This window comes from Bradyrhizobium sp. CCBAU 51745, assembly GCF_028128715.1.
Lineage (GTDB): Bacteria > Pseudomonadota > Alphaproteobacteria > Rhizobiales > Xanthobacteraceae > Bradyrhizobium > Bradyrhizobium manausense.
The window spans coordinates 653,294-670,548 of the sequence record NZ_LBJP01000007.1; the positions used below are offsets into that span (position 1 = coordinate 653,294).

The 17,255-nt window shown below is 64.1% G+C and carries 12 protein-coding genes; all 12 read left to right on the plus strand.

The genetic code is table 11. The features are described from left to right. The first annotated feature begins 336 nt into the window (after positions 1-336). The 12 genes from XH98_RS10250 to XH98_RS10310 all read left to right on the plus strand — a co-directional run bounded on the left by XH98_RS10250 (position 337) and on the right by XH98_RS10310 (position 17,155). On the plus strand, positions 337-1,572 hold the full coding sequence (locus XH98_RS10250; RefSeq protein ID WP_057750066.1) for an LLM class flavin-dependent oxidoreductase: 1,236 nt from the start codon (positions 337-339) through the stop codon (positions 1,570-1,572). Between the two features lie 240 nt (positions 1,573-1,812). Further along, positions 1,813-3,189, plus strand: a complete 1,377-nt coding sequence (locus XH98_RS10255; RefSeq protein ID WP_271618518.1) for a cytochrome P450 — start codon at positions 1,813-1,815, stop codon at positions 3,187-3,189. Positions 3,190-3,736: 547 nt separating this feature from the next. Then, entirely contained in the window at positions 3,737-4,702 is a 966-nt protein-coding gene (locus XH98_RS10265) for a sensor histidine kinase (RefSeq protein WP_057753908.1), read from the plus strand. A gap of 366 nt (positions 4,703-5,068) precedes the next feature. After that, positions 5,069-6,805: a putative bifunctional diguanylate cyclase/phosphodiesterase gene (locus tag XH98_RS10270; protein WP_271618519.1), complete on the plus strand. Its 1,737-nt coding sequence runs from the start codon at positions 5,069-5,071 to the stop codon at positions 6,803-6,805. A gap of 216 nt (positions 6,806-7,021) precedes the next feature. Continuing rightward, positions 7,022-8,464 (plus strand): sigma-54 interaction domain-containing protein, encoded by a 1,443-nt coding sequence (locus XH98_RS10275; protein WP_271618520.1) that lies wholly within the window; start codon positions 7,022-7,024, stop codon positions 8,462-8,464. Between the two features lie 195 nt (positions 8,465-8,659). Then, positions 8,660-9,961, plus strand: a complete 1,302-nt coding sequence (locus XH98_RS10280) for an MFS transporter (RefSeq protein ID WP_271598330.1) — start codon at positions 8,660-8,662, stop codon at positions 9,959-9,961. Positions 9,962-10,078: 117 nt separating this feature from the next. After that, positions 10,079-12,106, plus strand: coding sequence for an acyl CoA:acetate/3-ketoacid CoA transferase (locus XH98_RS10285; protein ID WP_271598331.1), 2,028 nt, complete (start codon positions 10,079-10,081; stop codon positions 12,104-12,106). Positions 12,107-12,217: 111 nt separating this feature from the next. Further along, positions 12,218-13,402 (plus strand): substrate-binding domain-containing protein, encoded by a 1,185-nt coding sequence (locus XH98_RS10290; RefSeq protein ID WP_271598332.1) that lies wholly within the window; start codon positions 12,218-12,220, stop codon positions 13,400-13,402. Between the two features lie 168 nt (positions 13,403-13,570). Continuing rightward, entirely contained in the window at positions 13,571-14,347 is a 777-nt protein-coding gene (locus XH98_RS10295) for an ABC transporter ATP-binding protein (RefSeq protein ID WP_271618521.1), read from the plus strand. Then, positions 14,344-15,066: an ABC transporter ATP-binding protein gene (locus tag XH98_RS10300; RefSeq protein ID WP_271598334.1), complete on the plus strand. Its 723-nt coding sequence runs from the start codon at positions 14,344-14,346 to the stop codon at positions 15,064-15,066. The genes XH98_RS10295 and XH98_RS10300 overlap by 4 nt, the downstream gene beginning before the upstream one ends. Continuing rightward, positions 15,063-16,073: a branched-chain amino acid ABC transporter permease gene (locus tag XH98_RS10305; protein ID WP_271618522.1), complete on the plus strand. Its 1,011-nt coding sequence runs from the start codon at positions 15,063-15,065 to the stop codon at positions 16,071-16,073. Before XH98_RS10300 ends, XH98_RS10305 begins: the two co-directional genes overlap by 4 nt. Beyond that, positions 16,070-17,155 (plus strand): branched-chain amino acid ABC transporter permease, encoded by a 1,086-nt coding sequence (locus tag XH98_RS10310; RefSeq protein ID WP_271598335.1) that lies wholly within the window; start codon positions 16,070-16,072, stop codon positions 17,153-17,155. The genes XH98_RS10305 and XH98_RS10310 overlap by 4 nt, the downstream gene beginning before the upstream one ends. Positions 17,156-17,255 lie beyond the last annotated feature (100 nt).

Sequence of the window (17,255 nt, forward strand, 5' to 3'; positions counted from 1 at the left end):
AGGGAGCTTCCGCGAGCCGTCTGTCCACTGGCGCGAATGCCCTCTCAACGCGTCATTGCGAGCGCAGCGAAGCAATCCAGCGTCTTTCGCGGAGGGATTCTGGATTGCTTCGCTGCGCTCGCAATGACGCTGTGGGAGCCCCTCGACAGCCCAACGACCTGCGTCCCCGCGGAGACTCCCCCCTCACCCGGCCCTCTCCCCGCAAGCGGGGCGAGGAAGAAGAAACACGCATGCCTTTCATTCCGCCGCGCGGGACATCGCGCGATTGCGTTCGTGGCATCGGGCACGTAGCCTGACACAACCAACGAACAAAAAAACTCAACCGGAGAGAACGCCATGGCGCGCCTGAAGTTTGGGGCTTTCCTTGCCCCGCATCACCCGATCGGGGAGCATCCGATGCTCCAGTTCCGGCGCGATCTCGACCTGGTCGAGCAGCTCGATGCGCTCGGCTATGACGAGTTCTGGTGCGGCGAGCACCATTCGTCCGGCTGGGAAATGATCGCCTCGCCCGAGATGTTCCTGGCCGCGGCCGGCGAGCGCACCAAGCGGATCAAGCTCGGCACCGGCGTGATCTCGCTGCCCTATCACCATCCCTTCAACGTCGCCCAGCGCATGGTGCAGCTCGACCACATGACCGGTGGCCGCGCCATCTTCGGCTCCGGCCCCGGCGCACTGGCCTCGGACGCACATACGCTCGGCATCGACCCGATGACGCAGCGCGACCGCCAGGACGAGGCGATCGCGGTGATCCGCCGCCTCTTCAACGGCGAGCGTGTCACCGCCAGGAGCGACTGGTTCACCATGAACGACGCCGCGCTGCAGCTCCTGCCGTTGCAGGAGGAGATGCCGTTCGTGGTGGCCTCGCAGATCTCGCCGTCAGGCATGACGCTGGCCGGCAAATACGGCATCGGCATCATCTCGCTGGGCTCGATGACGACGCAGGGATTGATGTCGCTGCAACAGCAATGGCAATTCGCCGAGGATGCCGCCAGGAAGCACGGCACGAAGGTCGACCGCGCCGACTGGCGCGTTCTGCTGACCTTCCACATCGCCGAGAGCCGCGAGCAGGCGCGGAGAGAAGCTGGCGCCGGGCTGATGCGCTGGCACAACGAATATAATGTCGGCACGCTGCAACGGCCGGGCCTGACCGCGTTCTCCTCGCCTGATGAAGCCGTGGACAAGACCGCCTTCGTCGACGGCGCCGCCTCCACCATCGGCACCCCCGACGATCTCGTCAAAACCATCAAGAACGTGATGGAAGTGTCCGGGGGCGTCGGCGCCATCATCGGCTTCGTGCACGACTGGGCCAATCCGGAAGCCACGCGCCGCAGCTGGGACATGGTGGCGCGCTATGTCGTGCCTGAAATCAACGGCTATATCGATGGCCTGCGCAAGTCGCAGAAATTCGTGATCGAGAACCGCGCGATCTTCGAGCGTGCCGGCCAGGCCGTGATGGCCAAGATCATGGAGAACGAGAAGGCCGCCGAGGCGCTGAAGGTGACCGGCCCCGGCCGCGTCGCGATTCCCGCCGTCAACGCGCCGGATTTGCAGAAGGAAGCGGCGAAGCGGTAGGGCGCTGAAGGCCAGTCTCCATTGTCGTCCCGGCGACGGCCGGGATCCATACGCCGCAGCAATAGCTTTGCGAAGACTCGGAGTTACCAGTTCGTCCTACAACCACCCCCTGGGGTTATGGGTCCCGGCTTTCGCCGGGACGACGATCTCGCTTGCGGTAATCCGCGCGCCAAACAACCGGCGCGTATCGTGCCAGTATTGTGCTATTATCCTCTGGGTCAGCCATCCGGAGCAATCGTCATGTCGATGCAGAATGTGGCCACGTCGGCGCCTGCGTACACCGCGCCCAAACGAAATGCGCTGACGCACATTCCCGGCGACGAAGGCTGGCCGATCATCGGCAAGACGTTTCAGGTGCTCGCCGATCCCAAGGGGCATATCGAGCAAAACGGCGCCAAATACGGTCCGGTCTACCGCACCCATATTTTCGGCGAGACCAACATCGTGCTGCTCGGCCCGGAGGCCAACGAGCTCGTGCTGTTCGACCAGCAAAAGCTGTTCTCGTCGACCCATGGCTGGAACAACGTGCTTGGGCTCTTGTTTCCGCGCGGCCTGATGCTGCTCGATTTCGACGAGCACAGGCTGCATCGCAAGGCGCTGTCGGTCGCGTTCAAGTCCGGACCGATGAAGTCCTATCTGAGCGATCTCGATCGCGGCATCTCCGCGCGCGTCGCGCAATGGAAGTCCAGGCCCGGCGAGATGCGGCTTTATCCGGCGATGAAGCAGCTCACGCTCGATCTCGCCGCGACGTCCTTTCTCGGCGCCGACATCGGACCCGAGGTCGACGAGATCAACCGCGCCTTCGTCGATATGGTGGCGGCTGCGGTCGCCCCGATCCGCCGTCCGCTGCCCGGCACGCAGATGGCGGCCGGCGTGAGGGGGCGCAAGCGCATCATCGCCTATTTCCGCGAGCAGATTCCGCTGCGCCGTGGCAATCACGGCGGCGATGACCTGTTCTCGCATCTCTGCCGCGCCACCCATGAGGATGGCGCGCTGTTGTCCGACCAGGACATCATCGACCATATGAGCTTCCTGATGATGGCCGCGCACGACACGCTGACCTCGTCGCTGACGTCCTTCATCGGCGAGCTCGCCGCCAATCCGGACTGGCAGAGCAGGCTGCGCAACGAAGTTCTCGCGCTCGGCCTCGCGCCGGATGCGCCCAGCAGCTTCGACGCTCTCGAGAAGATGCCGCTGTCGGAAATGGCCTTCAAGGAAGCGCTGCGGATCAAGCCGCCGGTGCCCTCGATGCCGCGGCGTGCGATGCGCGATTTCAGCTTCAAGGGTTTTGCGATTCCCGGCGGCACCGCTGTCGGCGTCAATCCGCTCTACACGCACCACATGAAGGATATCTGGCCGGAGCCGGATCGCTTCGATCCCTTGCGCTTCACCGAGGAAGCCCAGCGCAATCGGCATCGCTTCGCCTGGATTCCATTCGGCGGCGGTGCCCATATGTGCCTCGGCCTGCACTTCGCCTACATGCAGGCGAAATGCTTTGCGCGGCACTTCCTGCAGAACATCGAGGTCTCGCTCGAGCCTGGCTACAAGCCGGAGTGGCAGATGTGGCCGATCCCGAAGCCGCGGGATGGGTTGAGGGTGCGGATGAAGGCGGTTTAGCCGCCGCTCTCGTAGGGTGGGCAAAGGCGCGCCGCGCCGTGCCCACCATCTTTCACTTGGGAGCAATTGGTGGGCACGGCGCGCGAAGGGCGCGCCTTTGCCCACCCTACGGCACTGCGCGAAGCGCGGTTCGCATGGCGTAACCCACCTCTTTCATCCCTGCGGAAATAGAAATGGTGGGTTACGCCAGCGACTGCGCTTTGCGCAGCCGCTGTCTAACCCACCCTACGGCATCTCACCTCGCCCTCCGGTATGCGGCCGCCCGCGATCACAATTTTGGCACCTTCGGCAACGAAGACTTCCACGGAATCCAGCCCGCTCGTCGCTCCCCGCGATCGCCGCAACCTTGCCCTCGAATGTGCTTGTTTTCGAATGATTTTGATGCCTATGGCGGACACCTAACGATGACGCCACTGCGACATCGGGCGCCGCAACCGTCACTGTTCCTTCTGCCTGGCGACAAGGCAAGCTTTGCTTGCGCATCCGGGATGCGTAACATCGTGGCCTGCCTCTCGATTTTCGGACGAAGATCGCAACCGGGCTGCGCATGGGGAAGCTGATCGAGGAATTCCGCAAGGGCTGGCAGGGCGTTGCGACACCTCCGCTCGGCCTGAGCCTTGCGTTCGCGCTGGCCTGCCTGCTGCTTTCGACCCTGGCACGCTGGGGGCTCGCGCAAGTGCGCCCCGACGTCTACTTCACGCCATACTTCCCCGCCGTGTTCTTTGCGGCCGCCTTCGGAGGATTCCGGGTCGGCATCGTGACCGCGCTGGTCGGCGGCGTGCTCGGCTTCGTCCTGAATTTCGGCGATGCGTTTGCCGATCGTGCGCGTTTCGTGCTGCTGACGCTCTATTGGGGCGTCTGCGCGCTGACCATCTGGGGCGTCGAGCATTATCGGACGATGCTTGCCGAGCAGCGCCGGATCTCCAGGCGACTGATCGAAGAGGAAGAGTATCGCAAGCTCTTGGTCGACGAGCTGCAGCACCGGCTGAAGAACAAGCTGTCGACGGTGCACGCAGTGATGCACCAGGTGCTGCACGACCAGCCGGAGGTCTGGGCCCGTATCGACCCGCGGCTGCGCTCGCTGGCCGCGACCGACGATCTGATCTCGCGGATCGACAAGGGCGGTTGCGACATCCGCGATCTCCTGATCTCCGAGCTCGGCCCGTACGGCCATGTCCGCTTCACCCTCAATGGAGAGCGGTTGTTCCTGCCGCCGAAGCTCGCGGTGACACTGTCATTGATGTTTCACGAGCTCGCCACCAATGCCGGCAAATACGGCGCGTTCTCCTCACCACGCGGATTGTTGCAGGTGTCATGGACCGTCAATGACGACCGTCTGACCATCACCTGGGACGAAACCGAGGGCCCGACCGTTGGCGAAATCTCCACGCCCGGCTTCGGTACCAAGCTGTTGAAGTCGGCGCTGTCCGCCTTCGACGGCAAGAGCGAGATCTCGTATTTGAAGACCGGCCTGCATTGCATCATGCAGTGCCGTATTCCCAAGAGCGAATAACCTGCGCGCACGCCTCGTCCTTCGAGACGACCGCTCCGCGGTCTCCTCAGGATGAGGCTGAATGAGCATCGGCGCGCGCTCAAACAGCTGCCACACACTCAGTCCTCATCCTGGGGGCCCGCCAAGGCGGGCGTCTCGAAGGATGCGCCGCGGGGAATGCGAAAACCGACCACGCGCTTCGCTCCGCGCTTTCGCAGGTGCCGTTGACGTTCTGTTAATGACGATCGACAGCGCGCCTCGCGGCACCACGCTTCTCCCCGGAACACCCCCGTATTTCAGCGGACCCCTTAACCAAACCTAAGAGGGAACTGCGCATGATCGCGCCCATTGCAAAGACGCGCTGAAACAACAAGATTCATGAATTCTATGAACGACAATGCATATGACGGCGCGAGCGAAGCCGAGCTCGGATTTCTCAAGGAAATCGTTAGAATGCTGCCTGCCGGCCTCACCGTGCAGGACGCGCAGGGCAAGCTTCTGCTGATTAACGATGTCGCCGCCGCCCAGCTCGGCATGGACGGCAGCCGTCCCTCGCCGGATCTCGCGCAGCGCCGCGAGGCCTGCGAGCGCGCGCTCAGGGCCGGACATCCTGTTGTCTCCGAAGAAGCGCTTCAAGACGGCGCCGCACGCCAGGTGTTGCTCACCACCCATAGACCGGTCCGCCTCGCCGGTCGCGAGCTCTTGATCTCGGCGTCCGCTGATATCACCGAGCAGAAGAATTTCGAAGACCAGCTGTTTCGCTCGGCCTATTTCGACGAGCTGACCGGACTGCCCTCGCGGCGCGTGATCGAACACCGCGCCATCAGCCTGCTCGGGCGCGATCGCAGCGACGAGCGTTTCGCGCTGGCCTTTCTCGATGTCGACAATTTCAAGCATATCAACGACTATTACGGCCACGCCGTCGGCGACGCGCTGCTGGTCGAGCTTTCGAAGCGGCTGGCGCGAGACCTGCGCGAGTCCGACATGCTGGCGCGCATCTCCGGCGACGAATTCCTGCTGCTGCTCTCGCCCATCCGGAGCCAGGAGGAAGTTGCCGAATTCATGTCAACGACATTGGAGCGGCTGACGGCTCCGTTCTTCATCGACAATTCGGAAGTGTTCGCCTCGACCTCGGTCGGTGTCAGCCTGTATCCCGACCATGGAAGCAGCTTCGAAACGCTGCGCCAGAACGCCGACATCGCGATGTACCGCATCAAGAACAACGGCAAGGGATCCTGCGCCTTTTTCGATACCGGCATGGAGCGCGAGGCGCTGGCGCGGATGAAGATCGAGCAGTCGCTGCGGATGGCCATCCTCGAGAAGCGCTTCTGCTGCGCCTTCCAGTCCAAGGTCGACATCCGCACCCAGGCCGTGAAGGGCATCGAGGCCCTGGTGCGCCTGCGCGACGACGAGGGGGTCATCCAGGCACCGGGCTCGTTCATCAACCTGGCGGGCGAGCTCGGCCTGATCGATGAGCTCACTCATCTCGTGCTCGCCGAGATCGTCAAGTCGATCGACCTGATCAACGAGACCTTCGGTGCGGAAGCGACCATCAGCATCAACGTCGCCGCCAAGCAGGCCGGCAATCCAGACTTCATGCGCAGCTTTGCGCAGGCACTGGATGACACCGGCTTCCCGCAGCGGTTCATGATCGAGGTGACTGAAGACGCCTTTGTCGCCAAGAACCACTTCCAGGCCGAGATCCTGCCGATATTCCGCAAGCTCGGCGTCGGCATCTCCATCGACGATTTCGGCACCGGTTATTCCTCGCTGTCGGCCCTCGCCGACATCACCGCCGACGAGATCAAGATCGACCGCTCCTTCATCACCGACATCCATAAGCGGCCGCGCAGCCAGGGCATTCTGCGCGCGATCGAATCCTTGAGCGAAGCGCTCGGCATGACGGTCATTGCCGAAGGGATCGAATCCTATGAGGAGCTCGCCTATTTGCAGGCCGCGACCAAGATCCGCTACGCGCAGGGCTATTATTTCGCGCGGCCCATCTTCCTGGAGGAGCTGAAGCTCGCCAGCCCCGTCTCCAGCGAATCCCGCGCCAGCGTCTCCGCCCGCCCAATGCAGCAGAACCGCCAGGGCTATTCACGGGCGAGCCGGTATCGGCGGTAACTGACGCAGCGCAACAATCTCGGTGTCGTCGCCCGGCTTGACCGGGCGACCCAGTATTCCAGAGACGGTCGTTGTCGAATCGAGAGGCCGCGGCGTACTGGATGCCCCGGTCAAGCCGGGGCATGACAGTGTAGGGGAGGCCCGCCTCCAATCCATTTCCCCCTTTGAAATCGCTGCCCTTTTGGTAATACACAGGCAGGCCTCCCGAGGTACGCCATGTCCGGTCCCTCTTCCGTCGTCAGCGACCCCGCCTATATCCGCGCACGCGCCATGGAGACGCTGTTCGAGCGGCTGGAGCATCTGTGCGAGGGCGCCATCGCGATCGATCGCAGCGGGCGCGTGGTCTATGTCAACGAAAAATACGTCACCGCGATCGGCCTCTCGCATGAATCCGAGGCGCTCGGCCGCCCGATCGAAGAGGTGATCCCCAACAGCCTGTTGCGCAGGGTCGTGGAAACGGGCGAGCCGATCATCCTCGACATCATGGAGCTCGGCGGCCAGCAACTGGTCGTGACCCGGATGCCGATCGAGGACGAGAGAGGGAACATCATCGGTGCGATCGGCTTCGTGCTCTATGATCGCCTCGAAGGCCTGAAGCCGCTGCTCGGTCGCGTCGCCCAGCTCGAGAACGATTTGCGGCTGGCGCGACGGCAATTGTCGCACGCGCGCGCCGCGCGCTTCACCTTCGAGGACTATGTCGGCGGCACCGCAGGCATTGCGCAGGCCAAGACACTCGCAGCACGCGCCGCGCGCCAAAGCGTGACGGTCCTGCTCACGGGTGAGACCGGCACCGGCAAGGAGATGCTGGCGCAGGCGATCCACAATGCGTCCGCGCGCGCCGAGAAGCCTTTCGTGAGCGTCAACGTCGCGGCGATCCCGGACACGCTGATCGAATCGGAGTTCTTCGGTGCGGCGCCGGGCGCCTACACCGGTGCGGACCGCAAGGGCCGCGACGGAAAATTCCGGATCGCCGACGGCGGCACGCTGTTTCTCGACGAGATCGGCGAGATGCCGCTGCAATTGCAGGCCAAGCTGCTGCGCGTTCTGCAGGAGCGCGAGATCGAGCCGCTCGGCTCCGACAAGGTCACCAAGGTCGACGTACGGGTGATTGCCGCCACCAATGTCGACCTGCACAAGCGGGTCAGCGAGGGGACGTTCCGGGCCGATCTCTACTACCGGCTCAACGTGCTCTCGATCGTGCTGCCGCCGCTGCGTCATTGCCTGGACGACCTGCCGGAGATCTGCGGCCGGCTGCTCGAAGACATCAGCGCATCCGGCGACTATCTCAACGCCAGGATCACGCCGAGCGGTCTGACTGCGCTGGCGCGGTACGGCTGGCCCGGCAATGTCCGCGAGCTGCGCAACATCCTGGAACGCGCGCTGATCCTGAGCGATTCGGGACGCCTCACCAGCGACGATTTCGATCGCATTCTTCCCGTGAGCGCGGAGATGATACCGGCGGCACCGTCGCGGCCGACCGGTCTCGTCCTGCCCTATGCCGAGGCCGAAGCCGAGTTCGAGAAGCACACGCTCGAGCAGGCGCTTGCCGCGAGCAACGGCCAGATCTCGGAAGCCGCCAAGATGCTCCAGATCTCGCGCGCGACCTTCTACAAGAAGCTCGCCAAGTTCGGCCTCGCCTCGGGCGCCACACCCGTCTGAGTTTCGAGACACCGCGTGTCCGGAGTCTCGGATTCCTGACATGGCGCATTGTGCCTTGGCGGCGCCGCCCACGCTGAATCTGCTGGATTTTCCGCCCATTTGCGCAAACCTATGGCATCTGGCGCAGAGCTTGCTCTTCGCTTTGCACAATGACGCATGCTGCACATGCGCATTCGCAACCAGGGAGAATGCCAGATGAGTGGAGCGATCGCCGTCAATCAGCTTCAAGCACGACACCCGTCACACGTCACCGTCGCCACCGCCAGCCTGATCGGCACGGCGATCGAGTGGTACGACTTCTTCCTCTACGGCACCGCCGCGGCGCTGATCTTCAACAAGCTGTTCTTTCCGACGTTCGACCCGATGATCGGCACGCTGCTGGCGTTCGCGACCTATGCGCTCGGCTTCATCGCCCGTCCGCTCGGCGGGGTCGTGTTCGGTCATTACGGCGACAAGATCGGTCGCAAGACCATGCTCTATCTCACGCTGTTGATCATGGGCGCGGCGACGGCGGCGATCGGATTCCTGCCGACCTACGACACCGCCGGCATCTGGGCCGCGATCCTGCTGATCACCTGCCGCCTGGTCCAGGGCTTTGGCCTTGGCGGCGAATGGGGCGGCGCGGTGCTGATGGCGGTCGAGCACGCGCCAGCGGACAAGAAGGGCTTCTACGGCAGCTGGCCGCAGCTGGGCGCGCCGCTCGGCCTCGTGCTCGGCACGCTGGTCTTCTCGGTGGTCTCGGCGATGCTGACGGACGCGCAGCTGCTGGCCTGGGGCTGGCGCATTCCGTTCCTGTTCTCGATCGCACTGGTGCTGGTCGGCCTCTGGATCCGCTTCACCATCGCGGAATCGCCCGAATTCCAGAAGGTGAAGGACACCAAGCAGGAAGTGAAGATGCCGATCCTCGAGGCGATCAGGATGTATCCGAAGAACATCCTGCTGGCGATGGGCGCGCGCTTTGCTGAGAACGGCTTCTTCTACATCTACGCCACCTTCGTGCTCGCCTATGCGACGCAATCGCTCGGCATGCAAAAGCAGGACATGCTGAACGGGGTGCTGATCGCAGCCGCGATCGAGACCTTCACCATTCCGGCCTTCGGCGCGCTGTCCGACAAGGTCGGGCGCCGGCCGGTCTATATTTTCGGCGCGGTGTTCTCGGCGCTGATGTCGTTCCCGCTGTTCATGCTGCTGGCGACGAAGAATCCGCACCTCGCTTGGATCGCGATCGCGCTGGGGCTCGCCGTCGGGCACGCCGCGATGTACGGCCCGCAGGCGAGCTTCCTGTCGGAGCTGTTCGGCACCAAGGTGCGCTATAGCGGCGTCTCGCTCGGCTACAACCTCGCCTCGATCTTCGCCGGCGCGCTGTCGCCGCTGATCGCGACGGGGCTGATGACAGCCTATGCGCCCGCGACCTGGCCGATCTCGCTCTACATGATCGGGCTCGCGATCATCACGGTGGTCTCGGTCTATTTCGCCACCGAAACGCGCAAGGCCTGACAGCCCTGAATGAGCCGGCGCTCACGGCACGGGAGCGGTTCGCCGCTCCCGTGATACAGATCAAATAAAGCAAGACAAGCGGACCATAGGATCCGCAAAAACGTGGGAGGAAATGCGATGAGCCAGCACCCAGCCTTGGCTTACCTGCCCCATTCAGAGAAGGGCAAGATCGTCACGGCGGCTGAAGCCGTCATGCTGATTCGCGACGGCGACACGGTCGCCACCGGCGGCTTCGTCGGCATCGGCTTTGCCGAGGAGATCGCGATCGCGCTGGAGGAGCTCTATCTGGCGAACGAGGGCGATGCGCCCTACACGCAAGGCAAGCCGCGCAACCTCACGCTGGTCTATGCCGCGGGCCAGGGCGACGGCAAGCACCGCGGCCTTAACCATTTTGCCCATGAGGGCCTGGTCCGCCGCGTCATCGGCGGACACTGGGGCCTTGCACCGAAATTGCAGCAGCTCGCGATCGCGAACCAGATCGAAGCCTATAATCTGCCGCAGGGTGTGATCACGCATCTGTTCCGCGACATCGCCGCCCACCGTCCGGCTCACGTCACCCGCGTCGGCATCGGCACCTTCGTCGATCCGCGAAACGGCGGCGGCAAGCTGAATCCGCGCACCACCGAGGACATGGTGGAGCTGATCAATCTGCGCGGCGAAGAGTGCCTGCTGTATCGGACGTTCCCGATCAATGTCGGGATCATTCGTGCCACCACCGGCGATCCCGACGGCAACCTCACCATGGAGAAGGAAGCTCTGACGCTGGAAGCGCTGGCGATTGCCATGGCCGCGCACAATTCCGGCGGCATCGTCATCGCCCAGGTCGAGCGCGTCGCCGAGAGCGGCAGCCTCAATCCGCGCCAGGTCAAGATCCCCGGCGTGCTGGTCGATTGCGTCGTCGTGGCCAAGCCCGAGCATCACTGGCAGACCTTTGGCACGCCATATAATCCGGCCTATTCCAGCGAGATCAAAGTGCGGACGACATCGCTGCCCGAGATGCCCTTGAGCGAGCGCAAGATCATCGCCCGCCGCGCGGCCTTCGAGCTGAAGGCCAACAGCGTCGTCAATCTCGGCATCGGCATGCCGGAGGGCATCGCCTCCGTCGCCAATGAAGAGCGCATCATCGACCTGATCACGCTGACGGCGGAGCCCGGCGTGATCGGCGGCATCCCCGCAAGCGGCATCGATTTCGGCGCGGCGATCAATACCCAGGCGGTGATCGACCAGCCCTATCAGTTCGACTTCTATGACGGCGGCGGGCTGGACGCCGCCTTCCTCGGGCTTGCGCAGGTCGATCGTACCGGCAATCTCAATGTCAGCAAGTTCGGGCCGAAGCTGGCCGGCGCCGGCGGCTTCATCAACATCAGCCAGAATGCCAAGGAGGTCGTGTTCGTCGGCACCTTTGCCGCCGGCCGGCAACGCATCGCCGTCAACGACGGCAAGCTCGCCATCGTGGAGGAGGCGAAGTCGCGCAAGTTCGTCGACAAGGTCGAGCATGTGACCTTCAGCGGCCGCTTTGCCGCGGCGCGCGGGCAACCTGTGCTCTATGTCACCGAGCGCTGCGTCTTTGCGCTGCGGCCCGACGGGCTCGAGCTCACCGAGGTCGCGCCCGGCATCGACATCGACCGCGACATCCTGCGCCTGATGGATTTCAAGCCGCTGATCCCGCGCGAGCCGAGCCTGATGGATGCCCGCATCTTCCGCGACGGTCCCATGGATCTGCGCGAGCGGCTGCTGACCATTCCGCTCGAGCAGCGTTTTGCGCTGGACGAGCAGCAGAACCTGTTCTTCATCAACCTGGAGCGCTATCCCTTGCGCAGCAAGGCCGATATCGACGCGATCGCGCGCATCGTCGAGGCCAGGCTCGCCCCGCTCGGCCGCAAGGTTTACGCCATCGTCAATTATGACAACTTCTCGATCCTGCCCGAACTGCTGGACGATTACTCGGCCATGGTGCGCAGCCTGGTCGACCGCTTCTATACCGGCGTGTCGCGCTACACGACCTCCGGTTTCCTGCGCATCAAGCTCGGCGAAGCGCTGGAGCGGCGCGGTGTCGCGCCGCACATCTTCGAGAGCGCCGAAGAGGCGCGGTCGGACTGGCAGATCGAGGCCGGCGGCGCGCGGCGCGCGGCGCGGCTGGGTTAAAAAATGATGCAGAGCTTGCGAGCAGCCGCCTCAGCCGTAAGGTCGAATTGCAATGTCCGTCAGGCTGTGCAAATCGCTATTGCCCAACAAATCAAGTCAGGAGGGACCATCGTGCGTCGATCACTCATCATAACAACAACCGTTCTCGCCCTCGCTGCGGCGACTGCCGCGCACGCCGACGATCTCAAGGTCGCACTGATCTACGGCAAGACCGGCCCGCTCGAAGCCTATGCCAAGCAGACCGAGACCGGCCTGCAGATGGGTTTTGAATACGCCACCAAGGGCACCATGACGCTCGACGGCCGCAAGATCGTCATCGTCACCAAGGACGACCAGGGCAAGCCGGACCTTGCCAAGGCTGCGCTCGCGGAGGCCTATCAGGACGACAAGGCGGATATCGCCATCGGCACCACCTCCTCGGCCGCCGCGCTCGCCATTCTCCCCGTTGCGGAAGAGAACAAGAAGATCCTGATCGTCGAGCCGGCGGTCGCGGACCAGATTACCGGCGAGAAATGGAATCGCTACATCTTCCGGACCGCGCGCAATTCATCGCAGGACGCGATCTCGAACGCGGTCGCCATCGGCAAGCAGGGCGTGACAGTGGCCACGCTGGCGCAGGACTACGCCTTCGGCCGCGACGGCGTCGCCGCCTTCAAGGAGGCCCTCGCCAAGACCGGCGCGACGCTCGCCGCGGAAGAGTACGCCCCGACCAGCACCACCGACTTCACCGCGGTCGGTCAGCGCCTGTTCGATGCCCTGAAGGACAAGCCGGGCCGCAAGGTGATCTGGGTGATCTGGGCCGGCGCCGGCAATCCGCTGGCAAAACTCCAGGACATGGATCCGAAGCGCTACGGCATCGAACTCTCGACCGGCGGCAATATCCTGCCCGCGCTCGCCGCCTACAAGAGCCTGCCCGGCATGGAAGGCGCGACCTATTATTACTACGACATCCCGAAGAATCCGGTGAATGACTGGCTCGTTGCCGAGCACCAGAAGCGCTTCAACGCCCCGCCGGATTTCTTCACCGCGGGCGGCTTTGCCGCCGCCATGTCTGTCGTGGCCGCCGTCACCAAGGCGAAGTCGACCGACACCGAGAAGCTGATCGCGGCGATGGAAGGCATGGAGTTCGACACGCCGAAGGGCAAGATGGTGTTCCGCAAGGAGGACCATCAGGCGCTGCAGAGCATGTATCACTTCAAGGTCAAGGTCGATCCGAACGTCGCCTGGGCCGTGCTCGAGCCGGTGCGCGAGCTGAAGATCGAGGACATGGACGTTCCGATCAAGAACAAGCGGTGAGTTTTCTTCCTTCACTTCTCCCGCGCGCGGGAGAGGCCGGGAGAGGGCTCTAACCTCTTGGGGGTTCTCGCCCAGAGGAGATACCCTCTCCCCGACCCTCCCCCGCAAGCGGGGGAGGGAGCGCAGCGAGATCGTGGAATTATTGCTCTCTCATCATTTGCCAGGCCAATGCCCCTCTCCCTCGAAACCCGTGATCTCACCATCCGCTTCGGCGGGCATGTCGCGGTCAACAACGTCAGCTGTACGTTCCGCCCGGGCGAGCTCACGGCCATTGTCGGGCCGAACGGCGCCGGCAAGACCACCTATTTCAATCTGATCTCGGGCCAGCTGCGCGCATCCAGCGGCAGCATCCTGTTCGACGGCGCCGACATCACTCAGCATTCCGCGCCGCTGCGCACCCGCGCAGGTCTCGGTCGGGCGTTTCAGCTCACAAACCTCTTTCCGAATCTGACCGTGGAAGAGAACGTCCGCCTCGCGGTGCAGGCGGCGAGCGGCACCCATTACGACATGCTGCGGCCCTGGATGATCCGCCGCGATTTGATCGCCCGCGCGGATGGCATCCTCGACCAGGTCGCGCTCGGCAACCGGCGCAGCGTCGCCGCGACCGCGCTGTCGCATGGCGACCAGCGCAAGCTCGAAGTTGCGCTGATGATCGCGCTGGAACCAAAAGTATTCATGTTCGACGAGCCGACCGCCGGCATGAGCATCGACGAGGTGCCTGTCGTGCTGAACCTGATCGCTCAGCTCAAGCAGGACAAGAGCAAGATCATCCTCCTCGTCGAGCACAAGATGGACGTGGTGCGCTCGCTCGCCGACCGCATCATCGTGCTGCATAACGGCCAGCTCGTCGCCGACGGCGTGCCTGCCGAGGTGATCGCCTCGCCGATCGTGCAGGAAGCCTATCTCGGCGTAGCCCCCAGGAAGGTTGCAGGGGGCGCCGCATGACCGACCTGCTCAAACTGTCCGGCGTACATACCCATATCGGCCGCTACCATATTCTCCAGGGCATCGATCTCGCTGTCCCGCAGGGGCAGGTCACGATGCTGCTCGGCCGCAACGGCGCCGGCAAGACCACGACGCTGCGCACCATCATGGGCCTGTGGCAGGCCTCCTCAGGCGAGATTACGCTCGGCGGGATGCGCATCGAGAGCCTCGCCACGCCCGACATTGCGCGGCTGGGCGTCGGCTACGTGCCCGAGAGCATGGCCGTGTTCTCCGATCTCACGGTGAAGGAAAATCTCGTCCTCGCGGCGCGCGATGCGGCGATGGACGACAGACAGCTGGAATGGATCTTTGGCTTCTTCCCGGCGCTGCGCCGGTTCTGGCTGTCGCGCGCCGGAAGTCTCTCCGGCGGGCAGAAGCAGATGCTGTCGATTGCGCGCGCCATCATCGAGCCGCGCAAGCTGCTGCTGATCGATGAGCCGACCAAGGGTCTGGCACCGGCGATCGTGATGGCGCTGATCGAGTGCCTGAAGGAGATCAAGCGCAAGGGCGCGACCATTCTCCTGGTCGAACAGAATTTCTTTGCAGCGCGCGAGCTCGGCGACAGCGTGCTGGTGATGGACAACGGCACCATCGTCCATCGCGGCGAGATGGCGGCGCTGGCCGCCGACGTGCCGCTGCAGGAACGGTTGCTCGGCCTGAGCCTGGAGGCGCATCAGTGACTGAACTCGCTGCATCAGATCCGCTGCCGAAGCCGAAGCGCGACCTCGCGCCGATCCTGCTGCCGGTCGCGCTCGCGCTTGTCATGATCCCGCTGGTCGGCTCGCCCTCGACCTGGCTGACGCTGACGGCGGCGAGCCTCGCCATGGGCATGATGATCTTCATCATGGCCTCGGGGCTGACGCTGGTGTTCGGCCTGATGGACGTGCTCAATTTTGGCCACGGCGCCTTCATCGCGGTCGGCGCCTATGTTGCAACGCTGGTGTTTGCGCCATTTGCGGCCTCGGTGCAGGCGGATTCGCTCTGGCTGAACCTCGCCGTGCTGGCGCCGGCGGCGCTGCTGTCGATGGTGGTATCAGGCGCGCTCGGCCTCGTCGTCGAACGCGTGCTGATCCTGCCCGTCTATGGCCAGCACCTGAAGCAGATCCTGATGACAACAGGCGGGCTGATCGTCGCCGAGCAGACGCTGTATGCGCTGTGGGGGCCGCAGATCATTCCGATGCCGCTGCCGGCCTCGCTGCGCGGCTCCTTCATCCTTGGTGACGTCGCGATCGCGAAATACCGCGTGCTGGCCATGCTGATTGGCCTGGCCGTCTTCGTCGCCATCCAGCTGGTGCTCAACCGCACCAAGCTCGGCCTGTTGATCCGCGCCGGCGTCGAGAATCGCGAGATGGTCGAGGCGCTCGGCTATCGCATCCGCCGGCTGTTCCTGGGCGTGTTCATGACGGGGTCGGCGCTGGCGGGCCTCGGCGGCGTGATGTGGGCGCTCTATCGCGAGCAGGTCCATGCCTCCATGAGCGACGAGCTCACCGTCCTGATTTTCGTCGTCGTCATCATCGGCGGCCTCGGCTCGATCGGCGGCTGCTTCATCGGCGCGATCCTGGTGGCCATGGTCGCCAATTACGGCGGCTTCCTGGTGCCTAAACTCGCCCTCGTCTCCAACATCCTGCTGATGGTCGCCGTTCTGATGTGGCGCCCGCGCGGCCTCTATGCGGTGACCAGCCGATGATGCTTCTCTCAGGCGATCCGCCGCGCAGCCGCGTGCTCACGCTCATTCTCGTCGTCATCATCCTGGCGCTGGCGGCAACGCCGTTTCTGTTTCCGGGAGCAAAGGCGCTGAACGTCGCGGCCAAGATCTGCGTCTTTGCCGCGCTGGTCGCGTCCTATGACCTGCTGCTCGGCTACACCGGCACGGTGTCGTTCGCGCACACCATGTTCTACGGCATCGGCAGCTACGCGATCGCGATCGCGCTGTATGGCATGGGCGCGAACTGGGCCGCGGTTGCCACCGGCATTGTCATCGGCCTGCCGCTGGCCGCGCTGCTTGCGCTTGCGATCGGCCTGTTCTCGTTGCGGGTGGCCGCGATCTTCTTTGCGATGATCACGCTCGCCGTCGCCTCCGCTTTCCAGGTCCTGGCCTCGCAATTGTCATGGCTCACCGGCGGTGAGGACGGGCGCAGCTTCCAGCTGCCGGAGCTGCTGCGCCCCGGTACGGTGCTGATCTCCAAGAACCTGTTCGGCTTCGAGGTCAACGGCCGCATCCTGACCTTCTATCTGGTGTTCGCGATCTCGGCCCTGATGATCCTGGCCCTGCTGCGCGTGGTGAACTCGCCGTTCGGCCGCGTGCTGCAGGCGATCCGCGAGAACCGCTTTCGCGCCGAGGCGCTCGGCTTCCGCACCGTGTTCCATCTGACCTACGCCAACTGCCTCGCGGCCCTGGTCGCCGCCAGCGCCGGCATCCTGAACGCGCTGTGGCTGCGTTATGCCGGGCCGGACACCTCGCTCAGTTTCTCCATCATGCTGGACATTCTCCTGATGGTGGTGATCGGCGGCATGGGCACGATCTACGGCGCGATCATCGGCGCCACCATCTTCATTCTTGCCCAGAATTATCTGCAATCGCTCATGGGCGTCGCCTCCAAAGCCGCGAGCGAAGCCGGCCTGCCATTGCTGCCGGGGCTGCTGCATCCCGACCGCTGGTTGCTCTGGCTCGGGTTGCTCTTCATTGCCAGCGTGTATTTCTTCCCGACCGGCGTGGTCGGGCGGCTCCGTCACAGCCGTGGCGACAAGAGTGCTGGCAGGTCGCATTAGGCTTCGATTAACGATGCGGCGCAGCGTCCCTCGCAGGCGCTGCGCGACCGCGACGCAATGCCAAGCGGCCCCGCTTTGCTGGATATCCCTAGAAGTCCCG

Excerpts from the sequence above, each read along its gene's own strand:
- XH98_RS10250 (WP_057750066.1), top strand. The coding sequence starts at position 337 with ATGGCGCGCCTGAAGTTTGGGGCTTTCCTTGCCCCGCATCACCCGATC.
- XH98_RS10255 (WP_271618518.1), top strand. The coding sequence starts at position 1,813 with ATGTCGATGCAGAATGTGGCCACGTCGGCGCCTGCGTACACCGCGCCC.
- XH98_RS10265 (WP_057753908.1), top strand. The coding sequence starts at position 3,737 with ATGGGGAAGCTGATCGAGGAATTCCGCAAGGGCTGGCAGGGCGTTGCG.
- XH98_RS10270 (WP_271618519.1), top strand. The coding sequence starts at position 5,069 with ATGAACGACAATGCATATGACGGCGCGAGCGAAGCCGAGCTCGGATTT.
- XH98_RS10275 (WP_271618520.1), top strand. The coding sequence starts at position 7,022 with ATGTCCGGTCCCTCTTCCGTCGTCAGCGACCCCGCCTATATCCGCGCA.
- XH98_RS10280 (WP_271598330.1), top strand. The coding sequence starts at position 8,660 with ATGAGTGGAGCGATCGCCGTCAATCAGCTTCAAGCACGACACCCGTCA.
- XH98_RS10285 (WP_271598331.1), top strand. The coding sequence starts at position 10,079 with ATGAGCCAGCACCCAGCCTTGGCTTACCTGCCCCATTCAGAGAAGGGC.
- XH98_RS10295 (WP_271618521.1), top strand. The coding sequence starts at position 13,571 with ATGCCCCTCTCCCTCGAAACCCGTGATCTCACCATCCGCTTCGGCGGG.
- XH98_RS10300 (WP_271598334.1), top strand. The coding sequence starts at position 14,344 with ATGACCGACCTGCTCAAACTGTCCGGCGTACATACCCATATCGGCCGC.
- XH98_RS10310 (WP_271598335.1), top strand. The coding sequence starts at position 16,070 with ATGATGCTTCTCTCAGGCGATCCGCCGCGCAGCCGCGTGCTCACGCTC.